The organism is Corallococcus sp. AB032C (assembly GCF_003668935.1).
Taxonomy (GTDB): domain Bacteria; phylum Myxococcota; class Myxococcia; order Myxococcales; family Myxococcaceae; genus Corallococcus; species Corallococcus exiguus.
The window spans coordinates 19456-36207 of sequence record NZ_RAWP01000103.1 but is presented as its reverse complement, the minus strand read 5'-3'; the positions used below and the strand labels follow the sequence as shown (position 1 = coordinate 36207).

The 16752-nt window shown below is 68.6% G+C and carries 15 protein-coding genes; all 15 read left to right on the top strand.

Features of this window, described 5'->3' with window-relative positions; all coding sequences use genetic code 11:
* The first annotated feature begins 221 nt into the window (after window positions 1–221).
* The 15 genes from gspC (at window position 222) to D7X99_RS33280 (ending at window position 16744) form a co-directional block, all read left to right on the top strand.
* Complete coding sequence (gspC, locus tag D7X99_RS33345) at window positions 222–1136, top strand: type II secretion system protein GspC (RefSeq protein WP_171805283.1); 915 nt, start codon at window positions 222–224, stop codon at window positions 1134–1136.
* Window positions 1137–1164: 28 nt separating this feature from the next.
* The gene (gene gspD / locus D7X99_RS33340) at window positions 1165–3768 is read left to right on the top strand and encodes a type II secretion system secretin GspD (RefSeq protein ID WP_121781276.1); all 2604 of its coding nucleotides are present in this window, start codon (window positions 1165–1167) and stop codon (window positions 3766–3768) included.
* 5 nt (window positions 3769–3773) lie between these two features.
* Window positions 3774–5600, top strand: a complete 1827-nt coding sequence (gene gspE / locus D7X99_RS33335; RefSeq protein ID WP_121781275.1) for a type II secretion system ATPase GspE — start codon at window positions 3774–3776, stop codon at window positions 5598–5600.
* A 6-nt stretch (window positions 5601–5606) separates the two neighbouring features.
* Complete coding sequence (gene gspF, locus D7X99_RS33330) at window positions 5607–6863, top strand: type II secretion system inner membrane protein GspF (RefSeq protein WP_121781274.1); 1257 nt, start codon at window positions 5607–5609, stop codon at window positions 6861–6863.
* Between the two features lie 17 nt (window positions 6864–6880).
* Complete coding sequence (locus D7X99_RS43265) at window positions 6881–7021, top strand: hypothetical protein (RefSeq protein ID WP_167548361.1); 141 nt, start codon at window positions 6881–6883, stop codon at window positions 7019–7021.
* Window positions 7022–7101: 80 nt separating this feature from the next.
* Window positions 7102–7515 (top strand): type II secretion system major pseudopilin GspG, encoded by a 414-nt coding sequence (gspG, locus tag D7X99_RS33325; protein ID WP_121781278.1) that lies wholly within the window; start codon window positions 7102–7104, stop codon window positions 7513–7515.
* A 58-nt stretch (window positions 7516–7573) separates the two neighbouring features.
* The gene (locus tag D7X99_RS33320; RefSeq protein WP_121753882.1) at window positions 7574–8041 is read left to right on the top strand and encodes a type II secretion system protein GspG; all 468 of its coding nucleotides are present in this window, start codon (window positions 7574–7576) and stop codon (window positions 8039–8041) included.
* Window positions 8042–8049: 8 nt separating this feature from the next.
* Window positions 8050–8772, top strand: coding sequence for a Tfp pilus assembly protein FimT/FimU (locus D7X99_RS33315; RefSeq protein ID WP_120577230.1), 723 nt, complete (start codon window positions 8050–8052; stop codon window positions 8770–8772).
* Window positions 8769–9710: a prepilin-type N-terminal cleavage/methylation domain-containing protein gene (locus D7X99_RS33310; protein WP_121781273.1), complete on the top strand. Its 942-nt coding sequence runs from the start codon at window positions 8769–8771 to the stop codon at window positions 9708–9710. Before D7X99_RS33315 ends, D7X99_RS33310 begins: the two co-directional genes overlap by 4 nt.
* Window positions 9707–10381: a type II secretion system protein GspJ gene (locus tag D7X99_RS33305; RefSeq protein ID WP_121781272.1), complete on the top strand. Its 675-nt coding sequence runs from the start codon at window positions 9707–9709 to the stop codon at window positions 10379–10381. Before D7X99_RS33310 ends, D7X99_RS33305 begins: the two co-directional genes overlap by 4 nt.
* A complete protein-coding gene (locus D7X99_RS33300) occupies window positions 10381–11808 on the top strand; it encodes a general secretion pathway protein GspK (RefSeq protein WP_121781271.1) in 1428 nt (475 codons plus the stop codon). The genes D7X99_RS33305 and D7X99_RS33300 overlap by 1 nt, the downstream gene beginning before the upstream one ends.
* Before the next feature lies 1 nt (window position 11809).
* Complete coding sequence (pilM, locus tag D7X99_RS33295; protein ID WP_121781270.1) at window positions 11810–13417, top strand: pilus assembly protein PilM; 1608 nt, start codon at window positions 11810–11812, stop codon at window positions 13415–13417.
* 1 nt (window position 13418) lies between these two features.
* Window positions 13419–13976, top strand: a complete 558-nt coding sequence (gspM, locus tag D7X99_RS33290; RefSeq protein WP_120563376.1) for a type II secretion system protein GspM — start codon at window positions 13419–13421, stop codon at window positions 13974–13976.
* Between the two features lie 3 nt (window positions 13977–13979).
* On the top strand, window positions 13980–14960 hold the full coding sequence (gene gspN / locus D7X99_RS33285) for a type II secretion system protein GspN (protein WP_121781269.1): 981 nt from the start codon (window positions 13980–13982) through the stop codon (window positions 14958–14960).
* A gap of 152 nt (window positions 14961–15112) precedes the next feature.
* Window positions 15113–16744: a sigma 54-interacting transcriptional regulator gene (locus D7X99_RS33280; protein WP_121781268.1), complete on the top strand. Its 1632-nt coding sequence runs from the start codon at window positions 15113–15115 to the stop codon at window positions 16742–16744.
* Window positions 16745–16752 lie beyond the last annotated feature (8 nt).

Here is a 16752-nt window from a genome sequence, read left to right as displayed (position 1 = left end):
CCTCCCACCAACGCGGACTGACAGGCCGTCACACCGGCCCCCGCCCGCTTTTGACAATTTGTCCGGACGTCCTGTCCCGGCTGTCTCCCTGGTCGGGGCCCCGTCCTATTCCGAAATAATTTCAAGGACTTGGCCGTAAGTCGTGGGTTTGGCGCCCGCCCAGCGATGGCACCTGCCTTGCTCAAGGTCCCATCTGGGGCTGGCTTTCTCCCGGAAGCGTGATGGAACTCTTCTTTCGCAAGTACTTCTGGAGCGTGAACCTGTTGTTCATCCTGCTCGTCGCCCTGCTGGCGGCGCGCACGGTGAACCTGTTCGTCGAATCCTCCATCTCCCCCGCGCCCGCGTCCGAGGCTCCCGCCCGCGTCGCGCAGCGCACCCACGCCGCGGACAGCGGCCTTGCCTCCATCGACGCGGAGCGCCTGTCGCGGCTCACCGGCGTGAAGCTCCCCGCGGAAGAGGTCGCGGTGAGGGAGCCGACCACGAGGCCGGAGTTCGACGCCAACGCCCCGCCGGCCAAGAGCGGCCTGCGCGTGAAGCTGCTGGGCACGCTCGTCGCGGGCAACCCGGACTGGTCCTTCGCGTCCATCCAGGACATGAACACGCAGCGTTCGCAGACGTACATGATCGGCAACGACCTGATGGGCGCCACCGTCATGGAGATCGAACGCGAGCGCGTGATCATCAACAACAACGGCCGCCGCGAGTTCATCGACGGGCAGCCCGGTGACGGCGCCGTCGCCGCCTACACCCCGCCCCCGACGGCGCCCACCGCCACCCCGACCAACAACCTGGGCAACGGCATCAAGTCCACGGGTGAGAACGAGTACGAAGTCCCCAAGGCCGAAATCGACAAGACGTTGAGCAACCTCAACGACGTGGCGATGCAGGCGCGCATCGTGCCGGCCTTCAAGGACGGACAGGCGGTGGGCTTCAAGCTGTTCTCCATCCGCCCGGACAGCATCTATTCGAAGATCGGCGTCCAGAACGGTGACGTCATCCGCCGCATCAACGGCTTCGACATGAACAGCCCTGAGAAGGCGCTGGAGATCTACTCGAAGCTGAAGGACTCCTCCCGTATCGAGATCGAGATCGAGCGCAACGGCGCGCCGATCCGCAAATCCTACAACGTCCGTTAAACACCCCCGTCAAAGCGCCCGCTCCTCCATGAAGACGACGCTCCCGTCCTGGATGCTCTGCCTGTGCCTCGCGCTCTCCGTTCCCGCGTGGGCCCAGCGCCGTCCTACACAGCCCGGTACCCCGCCCCCCGCTCCCGCGGCCCAGGGTGAACGCGACCGGACCATCACCCCGCAGGGCGGAGGCAGCGCCGCGCCCGCCGAGACTCAGGGCCCTCGCCAGACGCCCACGTGCGAGCAGGCCCGGCGCAACGCGCGCTACGGCATCTACTTCGACAAGGTGGACATCGAGAAGCTCGTCCAGACCGTGTCGGACGCCACCTGCCGCACGTTCATCCTCCCGGAGAACGTGCGCGGGAAGATCTCCATCATCGGTCCGGAGAACGGCCGCGTGGAGGTGGACGCGGACCAGTTCTACTCCGCGTTCCTCGCCGCGCTCGACGCGAACGGGCTGGCCGTCTACCCGTACGGCCGGTTCCTGAAGATCGTCGACAAGCGCTCGGCGAAGCAGAACCCCATCCCGACCATCGTGGACGAGAACACCCCGTACACGACCAACGAGCAGATGGTCACCAAGCTGTTCAAGATCAAGTACGTGGAGGTGGAGCCGCTGCGCGGCGTCCTCCAGCAGCTCGTGTCCAAGGACGGCGACACCATCCCGTACCCGCCGGACACCATCATCATCAACGACGTGGGCTCCAACATCCACCGCCTGGAGCGCCTGATCAACCAGCTGGACAGCCGCTCCTCCAGCGACGAGATGCGCATCATCCAGGTGCAGTACGCCACCGCGCAGGACGTGGCCAACACCATCCAGAAGCTCTTTGAAGCCAAGGCCGGCGCGGGCGGCCGCGCGGGCCAGCGCCCCGGCAACTTCACGCAAGGCCAGCCGGGCCAGCCTGCTCCCGGCGCGGAAGGCGTCACCGGCGGCACGGAGTCCGGCGGCGCCGTCACGCTGTCGCAGATCATCCCGGACGAGCGCACCAACAAGCTCATCATCGTGGCCAGCCCCGCCGCCTTCGGCCGCATCCAGGACCTGGTGCGCGAGGTGGACATCCCGTCCGGCAGCGGCAACAAGATCAACGTCTACCCGCTGGAGAACGCGAACTCGGAGGAGCTGGCCAGCACGCTCCAGTCGCTCGCGCAGGGCACCGCCAACCGCCCCCAGCGCGCCCCCATCCCCAACGTGCCGCAGGGCCTGCCGCGCGCGCCCGCCCAGGCCGCGGAGCTGTTCAGCGGCGAGGTGAAGATTTCCGCGGACAAGGGCACCAACTCGCTGGTCATCGTCGCCAGCCAGGGGGACTACAAGAACATCGTCCAGATCATCCAGCAGCTGGATCAGCCCCGCCGCCAGGTGTTCGTGGAGGCGGTGATCATGGAAGTGAACCTGGACCGCAACAGCGAGTTCGGCATCAACTTCCACCAGGGCTTCAGCCTCAAGACGGATGACGGCGCCATCCCCGGCATCCTGGGCACCAACTACTCGGGCGGCGGCGTGCCCCCGTCCTTCTCCCTGGCGAACCTGGCCGGCATGGGTGGCTTCCTCGCCGGCATCCAGGGCCCCGTCCTGCCGGGGCTCAAGAGCCTGGGCATCGACATCCCGGCCTTCGGCGTGGTGCTCAACGCCATGCAGCAGTCGTCCGACGTGAACGTGCTGTCCACGCCGCACCTGCTCACCAGCGACAACGAGGAGGCCGAAATCACGGTGGGCCAGAACGTGCCCTTCCAGTCCGGCTTCACCCCGTCCGCGCTGGGCAGCTCGCTCGGCGGCACGGGCACCGGCACCAACGGCGTGCAGGCCTCGCTGCTGGGCTCGCTGGGTGGCCTGGGGTCGCTGTACGCGCCCATCACCCGTCAGAACGTGGAGCTCAAGCTCACCGTCAAGCCGCAGATCAACGAGAGCGACTTCATCCGCCTCGTCATCACGGAGCAGACGGAAGAGATCGCCTCCTCGGACCCCGTCCTCGGCCCCACGACGTCCAAGCGCAGCGCGAAGACGACGGTCATCGCCAAGGACATGGAGACAGTGGTGATTGGCGGCATCATGCAGGACCGCACGCTGGAGTCCGTCTCCAAGGTGCCGGTGCTGGGTGACATCCCCCTGCTGGGCCACCTGTTCCGCGACACCACGCGCCGCAAGACGAAGACGAACCTGCTGCTCTTCCTCACGCCCTACATCATCCGCGGCCAGGATGACTTCCGTCGCATCTTCGAGCGCAAGATGAAGGAGCGGCAGCAGTTCGTGGAGCAGTTCTACGGCCAGGTCCCCGGCTACGACGTCGCGGTGGACTTCAGCCGCAAGCCCGGTCCCCTGTCGCGCATGAACCAGTCCGTCATCAAGGAAGAGCAGCGGGTGGAGAATGGCGGCAGCGGCACGACCAACGAGCGGGTCATCCGCCCGGCTGGCTCCCCGGCCCCCGGCGGTTCGCCGTCCCCCTCACGGCCGGGCGGGCAAGCGCCTGCTCCGCAGGAAGGTGCGGCGCCCTCCCCCGAGGGCGACCAGGCACCGCGAAATTTCGAGGCGCCTCCGGAGGGTTCGGAGAGATCAGTCCCCGCGCCACAGCCCGAGGTGATCGCGCCCAGCCCGGACGCGGACGCCGAGCGGCTGCGCATCCAGCCGGGAGACGGGGAGTAACAGCCATGGACCTGACCGCCGACACCACCACCTCTCAAGGCTCCACCGCGACGCCCGACGTGTCCGGCGGCCGCAACGACGCCACCCAGGTCGTGGGCCATGGGCTCGCGTACCTCTGTGGCCGGCCCATCGGGGAGATCCTCCGCGCGCTCGTGCCCGCCCTCACCCCGGAGAAGATTCAAGAGGCGCTCGCCACCCAGCAGGAGAAGGGCGGGCGGCTGGGTGAAATCCTGGTGGGCATGAAGGCGGTCAGCGAGGAGGACGTCGCTCGCGCCCTGGGCCACCAGTTGGACCTGCCCTACCTCCAGCGCATCTTCGCGGAGGAGGTGGACGCGGACCTGGTCAAGCGCATCCCCATCAACTTCGCCCGCCAGACGCAGCTGCTCCCGCTCTCCGTGGAGGGCGATGAAGTGGTGCTCGCGGTGGCGGATCCACTGGACACGACGGCGATGGACCACGCGCGCCTGCTGCTGGGTCAGGGCATCCAGCCGCGCATCGCGCTCGCCTCCACCATCGTGGACACCATCAACAGCGTGTACGACCGCTCCGTCAACGAGGCGGAAGCGCTCGTGGACGAGATGGAGACCACGGAGGACCTGGACTCGCTGGCGCACGAGCTGGAGGAGCCCAAGGACCTGCTGGACGCGGACGATGAAGCGCCCGTCATCCGGCTGGTGAACTCCGTGCTCTTCCGCGCCGCCAAGGAGCGCGCGAGCGATATCCACATCGAGCCCATGGAGCGCGAGCTCCTGGTGCGCTTCCGCATCGACGGCGTGCTCCAGGAGGTCATCAAGCCGCCCAAGCGCTACCAGAACTCCATCATCGCGCGCGTGAAGGTGATGGGGCAGCTCAACATCGCGGAGAAGCGCCTGCCACAGGACGGCCGCATCCGCATCAAGCTCGCGGGCCGCGACATCGACATCCGTCTGTCCACCACGCCCACGTCCTTCGGCGAGCGCATCGTCATGCGTCTGCTCGACAAGACGGCGACGCTGCTGGACCTGGCGGAGATCGGCATGAGCCAGCAGGTGCTGGGCAACATGCAGGCCGTCATCAAGCGCTCGCACGGCATCGTCCTGGTGACGGGCCCCACGGGCTCCGGCAAGACGACCACGCTCTACGGCGCGCTCTCCAAGATCAACACCTCCGACCTCAACATCCTCACCGTCGAGGACCCGGTCGAGTACCAGCTCAAGGGCATTGGCCAGATGGCCATCGCCCCGAAGATTGGCCTCACGTTCGCGCAGGGCCTGCGCTCCTTCCTCCGCCAGGACCCCGACGTCATCATGGTCGGTGAGATCCGCGACAAGGAGACGGCGGAGATCGCCATCCAGGCGTCCCTCACGGGCCACCTGGTGCTCTCCACGGTGCACACCAACGACGCGGCCGGCGCCGTGACGCGACTCGTGGACATGGGCGTGCAGCCCTTCCTCGTGGCGTCGTCGCTCACCGGCATCCTCGCCCAGCGCCTCGTGCGCCGCGTGTGCCCGGACTGCCGGCAGGCCTACACGCCCACGGACGAGGACCTGAAGGAGCTGGGCTTCACGCTCGCCAGCTTCAAGGCGAAGTTCAACACGGACCGCATCTACCGCGCGACGGGTTGCCCGTCCTGCAACCGCAACGGCTACCGCGGCCGCTCCGGCATCTACGAGTTCCTCTTCGTGGACGACGACGTGCGCCAGCTGGTGCTCAAGAACGTGGACGCGTCCACCATCAAGAAGTCCGCCCTGGCCAAGGGCATGACGACGCTGCTGGACGACGGCGTGCGGAAGATCGCCCTGGGCGAGACGACCATCGCCGAAGTGCTGAGCATCACGCAGGAGGACATCTAGTCCGCCATGCCCGTCTTCGAATACAGAGGCCTCGACTCCCACGGCAAGCAGAAGAAGGGCTTGCTGGAAGCGGACTCGCCCAAGACGCTGCGCTCCAAGCTGCGCGCCGACGGCATCTTCCTGACCGACGTGCTCGGGCAGGCGGAGGGAAGCCGCGCGGGCGTGTCCAAGGGCGCCAACGCGTCGCTCGTGGCGCGCGACGTGGACCTGCGCAAGCTGGCCAGCGGCCGGGTCAGCACCGAGGACGTCGCCATCCTCACCCGCCAGCTCGCGACCCTGCTGGGCGCGGGCGTCACCATCGTGGACTCGCTCAACGCGCTGGTGGACCAGGCGGAGAAGGAGCGCCTCAAGCGCGCCCTCTCCGACATCAAGCAGCGCGTGAACGAAGGCTCGTCCCTGGCGGACGCGTTCAGCCAGCACCCGAAAATCTTCCCCAGCATCTACATCAACATGGTGCGCGCGGGTGAAGCCTCCGGCGCGCTGGACACCGTGCTGCTGCGCCTGGCGGACTTCACGGAGAACCAGGCCAAGCTGCAGCAGAAGATCATCGGCACCATGCTCTACCCCGCCATCATGATGCTGGTGGGCGGCGGCATCCTGGTGCTGCTGATGGTGTTCGTCGTCCCGAAGGTCACGAAGATCTTCGAGACGATGAAGGCCACCCTGCCCCTGAACACGCGCATCCTCATCGCCGCGTCCAACTTCATGCAGGCGTGGTGGTTCCTGGTGATTCCGGCCATGGTGGCGGGCTTCATCTTCTTCATGCGCTGGACGAAGAGCCCCAAGGGCAAGCCCAAGTGGGACCGCTTCACGCTCAAGGCGCCCATCTTCGGCAGCCTGGTGCGCCTCTTGGCCATCTCCCGCTTCGCGCGCACGCTGTCCACGCTGCTCAAGAGCGGCGTGCCCATGCTGGCCGCGCTGGACATCGTCAAGGCGGTGATGACGAACTCGGTGTTGGCGGACGCGGTGGAGAACGCCCGCGAGTCCATCCGCGAGGGCGAAAGCATCGCCGCGCCCCTCAAGCGGTCCGGCCAGTTCCCGCCGCTCGTGTACCACATGGTCGCCATCGGTGAGAAATCAGGGCAGCTGGAGGACATGCTGCTGTCGGTGGCGGACTCCTACGAGACGCAGGTGAACGTGCGCATCGGCGCGCTCACCAGCCTCCTGGAGCCCATGCTCATCGTGGTGATGGGCGTGATGATTGCATTCGTCGCCCTCTCCATCCTGATGCCGATTCTGCAGGTGAACACGGCCATCCATTAGGTGGAGGGAGCCTCGCGATGAACGACACGCTCGACCGGTGGATCCAGCGCGCCACGCTGACGGGGCTTCTGGCCCTGGCCGCCACGCTGGCGACGGTGGGGGCCACCCTCTACGTCCACCGCGACCCGCCCGCCGCCTCCAGCGCGGGCACGCCCTGAATCAACGCCTCTGACATCCCGACACACCCATTGCGCGGTGGCTTGCCAGAAAGTCACCCGAAGGTGAGGACGACATGACGATGACGAACGCGAAGAAGCAGCAGCGCCGCAAGAACCGCGGCATGACCCTCATCGAGATCATGGTGGTCATCACCATCCTCGGGCTCATCGCGGCGGCGGTGGGCGTGGCCGTCATCCCGAAGCTGGAAGAGGCCAAGCAGGACACCGCGAAGCTGGACATCCGCAACATCCAGAGCGCGATGAAGCTCTACTACACGAAGAAGGGCTCCTACCCGGACACCGCCACGGGCCTCAAGGCGCTGGTGGACACCAACAACCTGGAGCGCATGCCGCTGGACCCCTGGGGCCGCGAGTACGTGTACATGAACGAAGGCGGCAAGCCGGTCATCACCAGCTACGGCGCCGACGGCAACCCGGGCGGCGAGGGCTCCGACGCCGACATCTCCTCCAAGGACCAGAACGCCCGGCAGTAACGGGCGTTTTCCTGAAGCAAAGCCGCGCCTCCCGCGTGTTGTCGTAGGAATGCCCGTGATGACTCCCGAGCACACTTCCTCCCCGACGTCCGCGCGCGAGGCGCGAGCCGTTTCCAGCGGTCAGGCCCGCGCCCGCTCGCAGCGGACGGGCCGCCTGCTGCTACTGGGCGTCTTCGCTCTCGCCACCCTGCTCGCGTTCGCGCTGGTGTGGGTCACCGAGGACAATTCGCTCACGCCCACCCAGCGCCAGGCGCGCGAGCAGATCCGCCGGCTGGAGGGCTTCTTCAAGGCCTACCACCGGCTGATGGGCTCCTTCCCCACGCAGGCAGAAGGCTTCGCGCCGCTCATCGCCTCCAAGGTGCTGGACAGCACGCCGCTCGACCCGTGGGGCCACCCGTACGTCTACCGCATGGAGGGCAAGTCGGGCGCCGTGCTGTCGCTGGGCTCGGACGGCAAGCCCGGCGGCACTGGCGACGCCGCGGACCTCTTCAGCGGCGGCATCGTGGCACAGGAGGTGCAGCCTTGAAGCCGGCCATGTCCCCTGCTCCCGCCCGCCGCCGTCGCGCCCCGCGCGGCCTCACGCTGATTGAGATTTCCATCGCGCTGGCCATCGCGGCGGTGATGTTCGCCGCGGTGACCCTTGGCATTGGCGCCATCACCGGCGCGAAGGCGAAGGGCAGCGCCACGGAGCTCGCGGGCGTCATCCGCTCGCTCTACGACTCGGCGGCGCTCAGCGGCAAGACGTGCCGGCTGGTGTTCGAAATCCCGGACCCGAAGCGTGAAGAGGCCACGCGCTACCACGCCGAATGCGCCGCGGGCGGCGTCACCACCTCGCGCGACCGGGACTCGGCGCTCCGCGACGAAGCGCGCGACCGCGAGCGCGCCCGGAAGGCCGGCAACAACGGCGGGGACTCGCGCAAGAACTACACGCGCTCGGAGGGCTCGCAGCCGTCCGCGCAGGAGCTGATGGACGAGGAGAAGAACCGCATCGAGTCCCAGTCCACCTTCTCCGCGTACACCGCGGAGGAGATCTCCCCCAAGCAGCTTCCGGCGGGCGTGGCGGTGTCGGTGTGGACGCGGCAGCAGCGCGAGCCGGTGGAGAGCGGCGTGGCCTATCTCTACTTCTTCCCGCAGGGCTACACGGAGAAGGCCATGGTCTTCCTGCGACAGGGTGACAACGCCTGGACGCTGGACGTGTCACCCCTGACGGGCAAGGTGTTCATCGCATCCGAGGCCCTGGAGGTGCCCCGCTCATGACGACTCCAACGCGAAGGCACGGGGGCTTCACCCTGCTGGAGACGATGGTGGCCATGGCCATCCTCAGCGTCGCGCTGATGGCCATCTTCGACCTCAACTCCGGCGCGGTGGCGAACCACGTCTACACCAAGCGGCTCACCGTGGCGGCGCTCCTGTCCCGCTCGAAGATGACGGACCTGGAGCAGAAGCTCTACGACGACGGCTTCGAACAGGACGACGACGAGCAGTCCGGCGACTTCTCCGACGAGGGCTGGCCCCAGTTCAAGTGGCGCGCCCGCATCATCGCGCCCAAGACGGACGGCGTGACGCCGGATCAGCTCATCGGGGCCATCTTCAACCTGCCCATGGGCGGCGGAGACTCTGGCGACCCGATGGGCGGCCTGGCCAGCCTCTTCGGTGGTGGCGGCGGTGACAGCAAGGGCGGCACGCCTCCTGGCGGCACCACCGGCGCCAGCCCCCTGGGCGCGTCCGCCATGAGCATGGCGCAGCCCATGTTCACGCAGATGGTGGATCAGCTCACCAAGTCCGTCCGCGAGGTGCACCTCACCGTGTACTGGAAGGAAGGAACCCAGGTGGAGAGCGTGGACGTGGTGACGCACGTCGTGTCCCTGGGGCCCGGCGGCGACCGCAACGGCGGCTTCACGCCCAACGCGGGCAGCACGGCGGGCGCGGAGAATCAGTGGGTGAACCCGCGCACGGGACAGGTGGTGGACAACCCCATCCCCGGTCCCAACGGGCAGATGCTGGACCCGAACACGCGCGAGCCGCTGGTCAACCGGGCGGCGATGCTCAACCAGCTCAACGGCAACACGGGCCAGCAGGGCGGCGGCAACGGCAACACCGGCGTCAACCCGCGCGCTCCGGGCGGTGGCATCTTCGGCGGCCGGGGTGGCATGCCGAACCTGCCGAGCCTGCCTCGCGGAGGGAGCATCCGATGAAGCGGCGCATGCGTGGCTTCACCCTCATGGAGGTCATGGTCGCGGTGGGCATCACCGCCCTCATGGGCACCGTCGTCGCCATGGCCTTCCAGACGGGCATCAACGCCAAGGAGGTCGTGGAGGGCGAGGCGGAGCGCTACCGCATGGTGCGCGTGTCGCTCAACCGCATGGCGCGGGAGATTGGCTCCGCGTTCGTGAGCGACCGCTATGACTTGCGCCGCTTCCGCGACCAGAACGACCGGCCCACGAACTTCATTGGCGAGCGCGAAAAGCTGACCTTCACGACGTTCGCGCACCAGCGCCTGTACACGGACGTGAAGGAGTCCGACCAGGCGGTGGTGGAGTACTTCGTGGAGAACTCCTCCGAGCGCGGCGCCCGGCAGCGGCAGGACCTGAAGCGGCGGGTGGACCCCAACGTGGGGGACCGCATGGATCGGGGCGGCACCACGGACGTCCTCTTCGAGGGCGTCAAGGGCGTGGAGTTCGCCTACTGGGATTCCGAAAAGAAGGAGTGGGACGACGAATGGGACACGCGGCGCACGGAGAAAAAGGACATCCTCCCCACGCGCGTGCGCATCACCGTCATCGCCCTGGATGAGTCGGGCAAGGAGGCGCGCTACACCACGCAGGCGCGCATCGTGCTCAACACGACCCTGCCGAGGTTCAACTGATGGCCTTCCCCTACTTCCAGCAGGCGTCCCGCCGGCGCGGCAAGGCGCGGACGGCCGTCCCCCAGGCGCCGGCGCGGCAGCGCTCGCCCGCGGAGCGCAAGCACCGGCGCTCGCGCGGCGTGGCGCTCATCATCGCGCTCGTGTCCATCACGCTGCTCACGGTGGTGGCCACGGAGTTCGCCTACAACACCCGCGTGGACCTGCAGCTCGCCGCCAACCAGCGCGACGAAGTGCGCGCCTACTACATGGCCCGCTCCGGCCTGTCGCTGGGGCGGCTCTTGCTGCGCTTCCAGAAGCAGGTGGACCAGACGCCCATCCCCAACCCCGCGAGCCTCCTGGGCGCACTCACGGGCGGCGGCGCCAACGGCGCGGGCGGCGCCAACGCGTTCCAGCCGCAGTCGCTCAACCTCCAGCTCTGGAAGCTGGCGCGGGTGGACTGCCACATGCTCAAGGGCCTGGTGAAGAGCGACAGCGCGGAGGACGCGAGCGGCCGCCCCGTCGAGACGGAGCCCCTGCAGGCGGACTCCAACTTCCAGATGGAGGGGGAGGACGGGGAGAACGCGGGCGCGGCCACGCAGATGGCGGCGCAGATGCAGCGCAGGTCCTTCGGCGGCTTCGAGGGCTGCTTCCTCGCGACCATCAGCGACGAGGAGGAGAAGCTCAACGTCATGCGCCTGAACACCGGCGGCGCGGAGGCGCAGGCCACCGCCCTGCGCATGGCGGACATGTTCGCGGACAAGCGCTTCGAGTTCCTCTGGCAGCAGGACGACGCCAACCACGTGCGCTCCACGCCGCAGGACACCGTCATCGCGCTGAAGGACTGGTCGGACGAGGACACCACCCAGTCCACCTTCAACCGCAACGACCCCACCAACCCCTTCGTGTCCGGCTTCGCGGACGAGGGTTCACCGTACAGCCGCTACGAACCGCGCTATGAGGTCAAGAACGCGCGCTTCGACAGCCTGGACGAGCTGTACCGCGTGCATGGCATCAACGACCGCTTCATGGCGGCCTTCCGCGACCGGCTCACGGTGTACCCGGACATCAACTCCAAGCCGAACATCAACACCGACGACCCCATCATGCTGGGGCTGGCCATCATGTCCGCCGCGGACCCCAACCGCCCGGACCCGCGCCTGACGGACCCGGTGTTCCTCAACGAGCTCATCAGCCGCATCCGCGCCGCGCGCATGTTCAACTTCTTCGGCATGTCGGTGTCGGACTTCCTGGGCGTGGTGGAGCAGGCGGGCATCGCGGTCAACCCGCTGATCAAAGGCAACGTCCAGCAGAACCGCTACCTGGGCGACAAGAGCAAGACGTTCACCATCAAGTCCGTGGGAGAAGCGGGCAGCGTCCAGAAGACGCTCACCGCCGTCATCCGCCTGGACGACGGGCTGGGCAAGCTCGTGTATTACAGAGAGGAATAGCATGGCCCGCATTCTTGGCCTGGACCTGGGCAGCCACTCCGTGAAGGGGGTGGTCCTCACCTCCGGGACGAAAAGCAACACCACCCAGGCCTACGCGGAAGTGCGCCGCGCGCAGGAAGGCGAGCGCTCGGAGACGCTGCGCGCCGCGGTGGAGGAGCTGCTCGGGAAGATGCCGCAGGGGCACGTGGACCAGGTCGTCATCGCCCTGCCCGGCCCGTCCCTCACCACGCACGCGGTGAGCCTGCCCTTCTCCGACAGCAAGCGCGTGGAGGCGACGCTGCCCTTCGAAGTGGGCAGCCAGCTGCCGTTCGACATCTCGGAGGTCGTCTACGACTACCAGGTGGTCGGCCAGAAGGACACCGGCGGCAAGGAGAAGGCCGCGGACCTGCTGGTGGGCGTGGTGAAGAAGGAGGAGCTCCAGTCGCTGCTGGCGATGCTGAGCGGCCTCCAGGTGGATCCTCGCGTCATCACCCACCCGGCGCTCGCGTACCAGAACCTCTTCACCCAGCTGCCCGGCCTCTTCGAGGCCGTGGGTGACAGCGGCCCGGTGGCGGTGGTGGACATCGGCCACGAGCGCACGGCGGTGGCCATTGGCCACCCGGGCAAGGGCGTGGAGTTCGCGCGCACCTTCGCGGGCGGCGGGCGCGACCTGACGCGCGCCCTGGCCACGGAGTTCCAGACGACGCTGCCGGAGGCCCACGCGTGGAAGGAAACGCACGGCGCCATGGCCAGCGCCGCGCAGGGGCCGGACGCCGAGCGCGCGGCGAACGCCTTCGTGCGCGGCCTGCAGCCGGTGCTGCGCGAGCTGCGCCCGTCCTTCAAGGCCTACGCCGCGCGCGCCCGCCAGCAGGTCTCCGCGGTGGTGCTGTGCGGTGGCACCGCGCGGATGCCGGGCCTGGCCGAGCAGCTGTCCAAGGACCTGAACCTGCCGGTGCGCGTGCTGGCGCTCCCGGTGGACGCGGCCGCGATGGTTGGCCCCAAGGAGACGCCGTCCGCGGCGCAGGCGTACGCGCTGGCCATGCGCGGCAACGCGGCCGGGGTGAAGGCGCCGCGCTTCAACCTGCGCCGGGGCGAGTTCTCCTTCAAGGGCGGCTACGACTACGTGAAGGACCGGCTGGGCCTGCTGGCGTCCTTCGCGGTGACGCTGCTGCTGCTGCTCATCGCCTTCGGCGTCGTGCGCAATACCGTCCTGGCGCGGCGCGAGGCGGAGGTGGACGCGGTGCTCTGCAAGACGACCCAGCGCATCCTGGGCACCTGCGAGACGAACTACGACCGCGCGCTGAACATGCTCAAGGGCGTGGAGAGCCCCGCCGCGGCGCTGCCCGCGATGTCCGCGGTGAACCTGCTGGCGGAGGTCACCCAGCGCATCCCGCCGGAGGTGCCGGTGAAGTTCGACCGCATCCAGGTGGACCTGGACCGCATCATGCTCCAGGGAGAGACGGACAGCTCCAAGCAGATCGACACGCTCTCCGCCGCCTTGAAGGGCCACCGCTGCTTCAAGGACGTGAAGGAGGGCAAGGTGGAGAAGACGCGTGACGGGCAGAAGGTGACCTTCCGCCTGGACGTGCAGGTGCAGTGCCCCGGCGAGACGCCGGCGGGAGAGACCTGACATGGGAAAGCTTCGAGAACTCTTCGCGCCCCTCCAGACCTGGTTCGAGCGGCTCTCCGACCGCGAGCGCAAGCTCGTGGCGCTGGCCAGCTCCGCGGTGCTGGTGTTCGTGCTCTTCGTCACCCTCTTCAGCTTCGCCAACAGCGCGCAGGGCTACCGCCGGCGCACGCAGGACAAGCTGGCGAAGCTGCAGGAGGTGCAGGCGCTGGCGACCAGCTACGGCCAGGCCCAGGCGGACCGGCAGAACGTGGAGCAGCAGCTCACCCAGAGCAACGTGCGGCTGATCACATACATTGAAGACAAGGCCACCGCCGCGGGCCTCACCGTCCCCAACATGACGCCCAAGGGCGACGTGGGCGTGGGGGACGGGAAGATCATCGAAAGCTCCGTGGAGCTGACCTTCACGGACGTGGACCTGCGCAAGCTGACGGACTTCCTGCGCACGGTGGAGACGGGCCCGGGCATCGTGAAGGTGAAGTACCTGCGCGTGGAGCCCCGGCCCGCCACGGACACCCTGACGGCGTGGACGACCGTCGCCACCTACCGGATGAAGCAATAGCCCATGGCCACTGAATCCAAGACCGCCCGCTGGAAGCTCGTCCTGGGCTACACCGCCTTCGCGGTGGTGGCGTTCATCCTCTGCCTGCTCATCACCTTCCCGTACGACGCGGTCCGCTCGCGGCTGGTGACGGAGGCCGCGGCCCACGGGCTGGCGGTGCGCATCGACAGCCTGCGTCCCGGCCTGTCCGGCGTCACCGCCACCAACGTGCGCCTGAGCAAGCCGCCCACGCCGCTGGGCTCGGAGTCCGTGGCGGCGCTCGCCCGGGGTGAGTCCGGCGGGCTGGGTCCGGACGAATTGGGCCAGCCGCTCATCTTCGACAGCGTGGCCCTGCGCCCGTCCCTCTTCCCGGTTGGCGTGGTGGTGAAGATGAAGGGCATGGGCGGCACGGTGAACATCCACGTGGGCGGCATGAGCAGCACGTCGCTGAACGTGGACGTGGACGGCGTGCAGGCCGGCGGCGGCAACCTTCCGGCGTACACGGGCGTGGACATGGAGGGCACCCTCAACGCGAAGCTCGCGCTCACGGCGCCGGGAACCATGATTCGCGGCCAGCCGGTGGACTGGTCCCAGGCGTCCGGCACGGTGGCGCTGGACACCCAGGGGCTCACCATCAAGGGCGGCAAGGCGGCCATCCCCATGGGCGGCGGGCCTGCCATGCCCATGGAGCTGCCGCGCGTGGCGCTGGGCGAGCTGAAGGGCGACCTCCAGTTCGACAAGGGCATGGGCACGGTGCGCGACCTGAACCTCAAGAGCGAGGACCTGGAGGGCACCGGCACCGGCACGCTGAAGCTGGGCCGCCGACTGGAGTACAGCGAGCTGGGGCTCGACGTGCGGCTGAAGTTCGAGCAGGCCTTCCAGCAGCGGCTGGGCCCCCTGGCGCTCGCGGTGAACATGCTGCCGCAGGACCGGGACAACCCGGGTTGGCGCGGCGGCCGGCTCACCGGCATGGTGAGCAGCCCCCGCTTCGGTCCCAAGCGGTAGGCCCCAGGCGATGGGAATGACGGGCAGGGTCGGTTCCGGCCCTCCCCCACCCGGCGCCGGCTCCTTCCTGGCCCCCGGTTGATGCCCGCGCACGCGCCGTGTAAAGCGCTGCGCGCGGCCCTGGGGTGTCCGGGCGTGGGAGAGAGTTCGTAATGCCGGAGTTGGTGTTCTTCCGTCGAGGCGAGGAAGTGCTGCGGGTGGCGGTGGACCGGGCGCGGGTGGTGCTCGGCCGAGGCGACTCCAGCGATGTGGCCATTCCGGATCCGGAGGTGAGCCGCCAGCAGGTGGCGCTCCTGTGGGACGGCCAGGAGTGCCGCGTGGAGGACCTGTCCGGCAAGGGCACGAAGGTCGCGGGCGCGATGGTGGAGCGCGCGGACCTGCCGGACGGCGCGGACATCGAGCTGGGCCAGTGGCGCGCGGTGTTCCGCCAGCACGGCGCCAGCGACGACACGGACGCGGCCACGGAGGCGGGCAGCGCCACCGCCGTGCAGGGCCGCGACTCGCAGCGCTGGCAGGCCGCGCAGCTGCGCGTGAAGCAGGGCGGAACGGAAGCCGTGCACCGGCTCACCGGAGACAGCTTCACGGTGGGCAAGGACGCGGGCAACGACCTGGTGCTCCAGGACCGGTTCATCTCCGGCCGGCACCTCAAGGTGACTCGCCGGGAAGGCGTCTTCCACGTCGTGGACCTGCGCTCCACCAACGGCACCTGGCTGGGGCCGGTGCGCCTCTTCGAGGCGGAGGTGACGCTGCCCACCACGCTGCGCGTGGGCGAGGCGGAGCTGATCCTGGAGACCGTGCCCGCGGCGAAGAAGGAGGCGCAGGCCTTCCACGGCATCCTCGGGAACGACCCGTCCGTGCGGCAGCTCACGGACCTGATTCAGCGCGTGGCGCCGTCCACCGCTGCCGTCACCATCCTGGGCGAATCCGGCACGGGCAAGGAGCTGGTGGCGAACGCGCTCCACGCATGCTCGCCGCGCGCGAACCGGCCGCTCATCCCGGTCAACTGCGCCGCCATCTCCAAGGAGCTGATCGAGAGCGAGCTGTTCGGCCACGAGAAGGGCGCGTTCACCGGCTCCGTGGGCGCGCGCAAGGGCGCCTTCGAGGAGGCGGACGGCGGCACGCTGTTCCTGGACGAGATTGGCGAGCTGCCCCTGGACCTCCAGGCGAAGCTGCTGCGCGCGCTGGAGAGCGGCGAAATCAAGCGCGTGGGCGCCAGCCGCCCGCTGCACGTGGACGTGCGCGTGGTGGCGGCCACCAACCGCGACCTGCTGGCGGCGGCGCGCGAGGGCCGCTTCCGCGAGGACCTCTACTACCGCCTGTGCGTCGTGCCCCTGCACCTGCCGCCCCTGCGCAGCCGCCGGGGAGACGTGGTGGCACTGGCGGAGCACTTCATGCGCGCGTTCGCCCCGCGCGGACAGACGGTGCGCTTCACGCCTGCCGCGTTGGACCGGCTCCAGCAGCACGCGTGGCCGGGCAACATCCGCGAGCTGCGCAACGTGGTGCACCGCGCGCTGCTGTTGCGCAAGGGCCCGTCCATCGACGCGAGCGACCTGTCCTTCGACCAGGAGGTCAACCGCGAGACGGGCATCACCGTGCCGGAGCTTCCGCCGGGCATGACGCTGGAGCAGATGCTGGAGAAGCTGGAGCGGCAGATCATCGAAACCGCGCTGCGCCGCTTCAACAACAACCGCGAGCGCGTGGCGCGGGAGCTGGGCCTCGCGCGCTCCACCCTCTTCAAGCGCCTGAAGGACTGGGGCCTGACGAAGCAGGACGAGCAGGAGTGATGTCGAAG

Excerpts from the sequence above, each read along its gene's own strand:
- gspC (WP_171805283.1), top strand. The coding sequence starts at position 222 with ATGGAACTCTTCTTTCGCAAGTACTTCTGGAGCGTGAACCTGTTGTTC.
- gspD (WP_121781276.1), top strand. The coding sequence starts at position 1,165 with ATGAAGACGACGCTCCCGTCCTGGATGCTCTGCCTGTGCCTCGCGCTC.
- gspE (WP_121781275.1), top strand. The coding sequence starts at position 3,774 with ATGGACCTGACCGCCGACACCACCACCTCTCAAGGCTCCACCGCGACG.
- gspF (WP_121781274.1), top strand. The coding sequence starts at position 5,607 with ATGCCCGTCTTCGAATACAGAGGCCTCGACTCCCACGGCAAGCAGAAG.
- D7X99_RS43265 (WP_167548361.1), top strand. The coding sequence starts at position 6,881 with ATGAACGACACGCTCGACCGGTGGATCCAGCGCGCCACGCTGACGGGG.
- gspG (WP_121781278.1), top strand. The coding sequence starts at position 7,102 with ATGACGAACGCGAAGAAGCAGCAGCGCCGCAAGAACCGCGGCATGACC.
- D7X99_RS33320 (WP_121753882.1), top strand. The coding sequence starts at position 7,574 with ATGACTCCCGAGCACACTTCCTCCCCGACGTCCGCGCGCGAGGCGCGA.
- D7X99_RS33315 (WP_120577230.1), top strand. The coding sequence starts at position 8,050 with ATGTCCCCTGCTCCCGCCCGCCGCCGTCGCGCCCCGCGCGGCCTCACG.
- D7X99_RS33310 (WP_121781273.1), top strand. The coding sequence starts at position 8,769 with ATGACGACTCCAACGCGAAGGCACGGGGGCTTCACCCTGCTGGAGACG.
- D7X99_RS33305 (WP_121781272.1), top strand. The coding sequence starts at position 9,707 with ATGAAGCGGCGCATGCGTGGCTTCACCCTCATGGAGGTCATGGTCGCG.
- D7X99_RS33300 (WP_121781271.1), top strand. The coding sequence starts at position 10,381 with ATGGCCTTCCCCTACTTCCAGCAGGCGTCCCGCCGGCGCGGCAAGGCG.
- pilM (WP_121781270.1), top strand. The coding sequence starts at position 11,810 with ATGGCCCGCATTCTTGGCCTGGACCTGGGCAGCCACTCCGTGAAGGGG.
- gspM (WP_120563376.1), top strand. The coding sequence starts at position 13,419 with ATGGGAAAGCTTCGAGAACTCTTCGCGCCCCTCCAGACCTGGTTCGAG.
- gspN (WP_121781269.1), top strand. The coding sequence starts at position 13,980 with ATGGCCACTGAATCCAAGACCGCCCGCTGGAAGCTCGTCCTGGGCTAC.
- D7X99_RS33280 (WP_121781268.1), top strand. The coding sequence starts at position 15,113 with ATGCCGGAGTTGGTGTTCTTCCGTCGAGGCGAGGAAGTGCTGCGGGTG.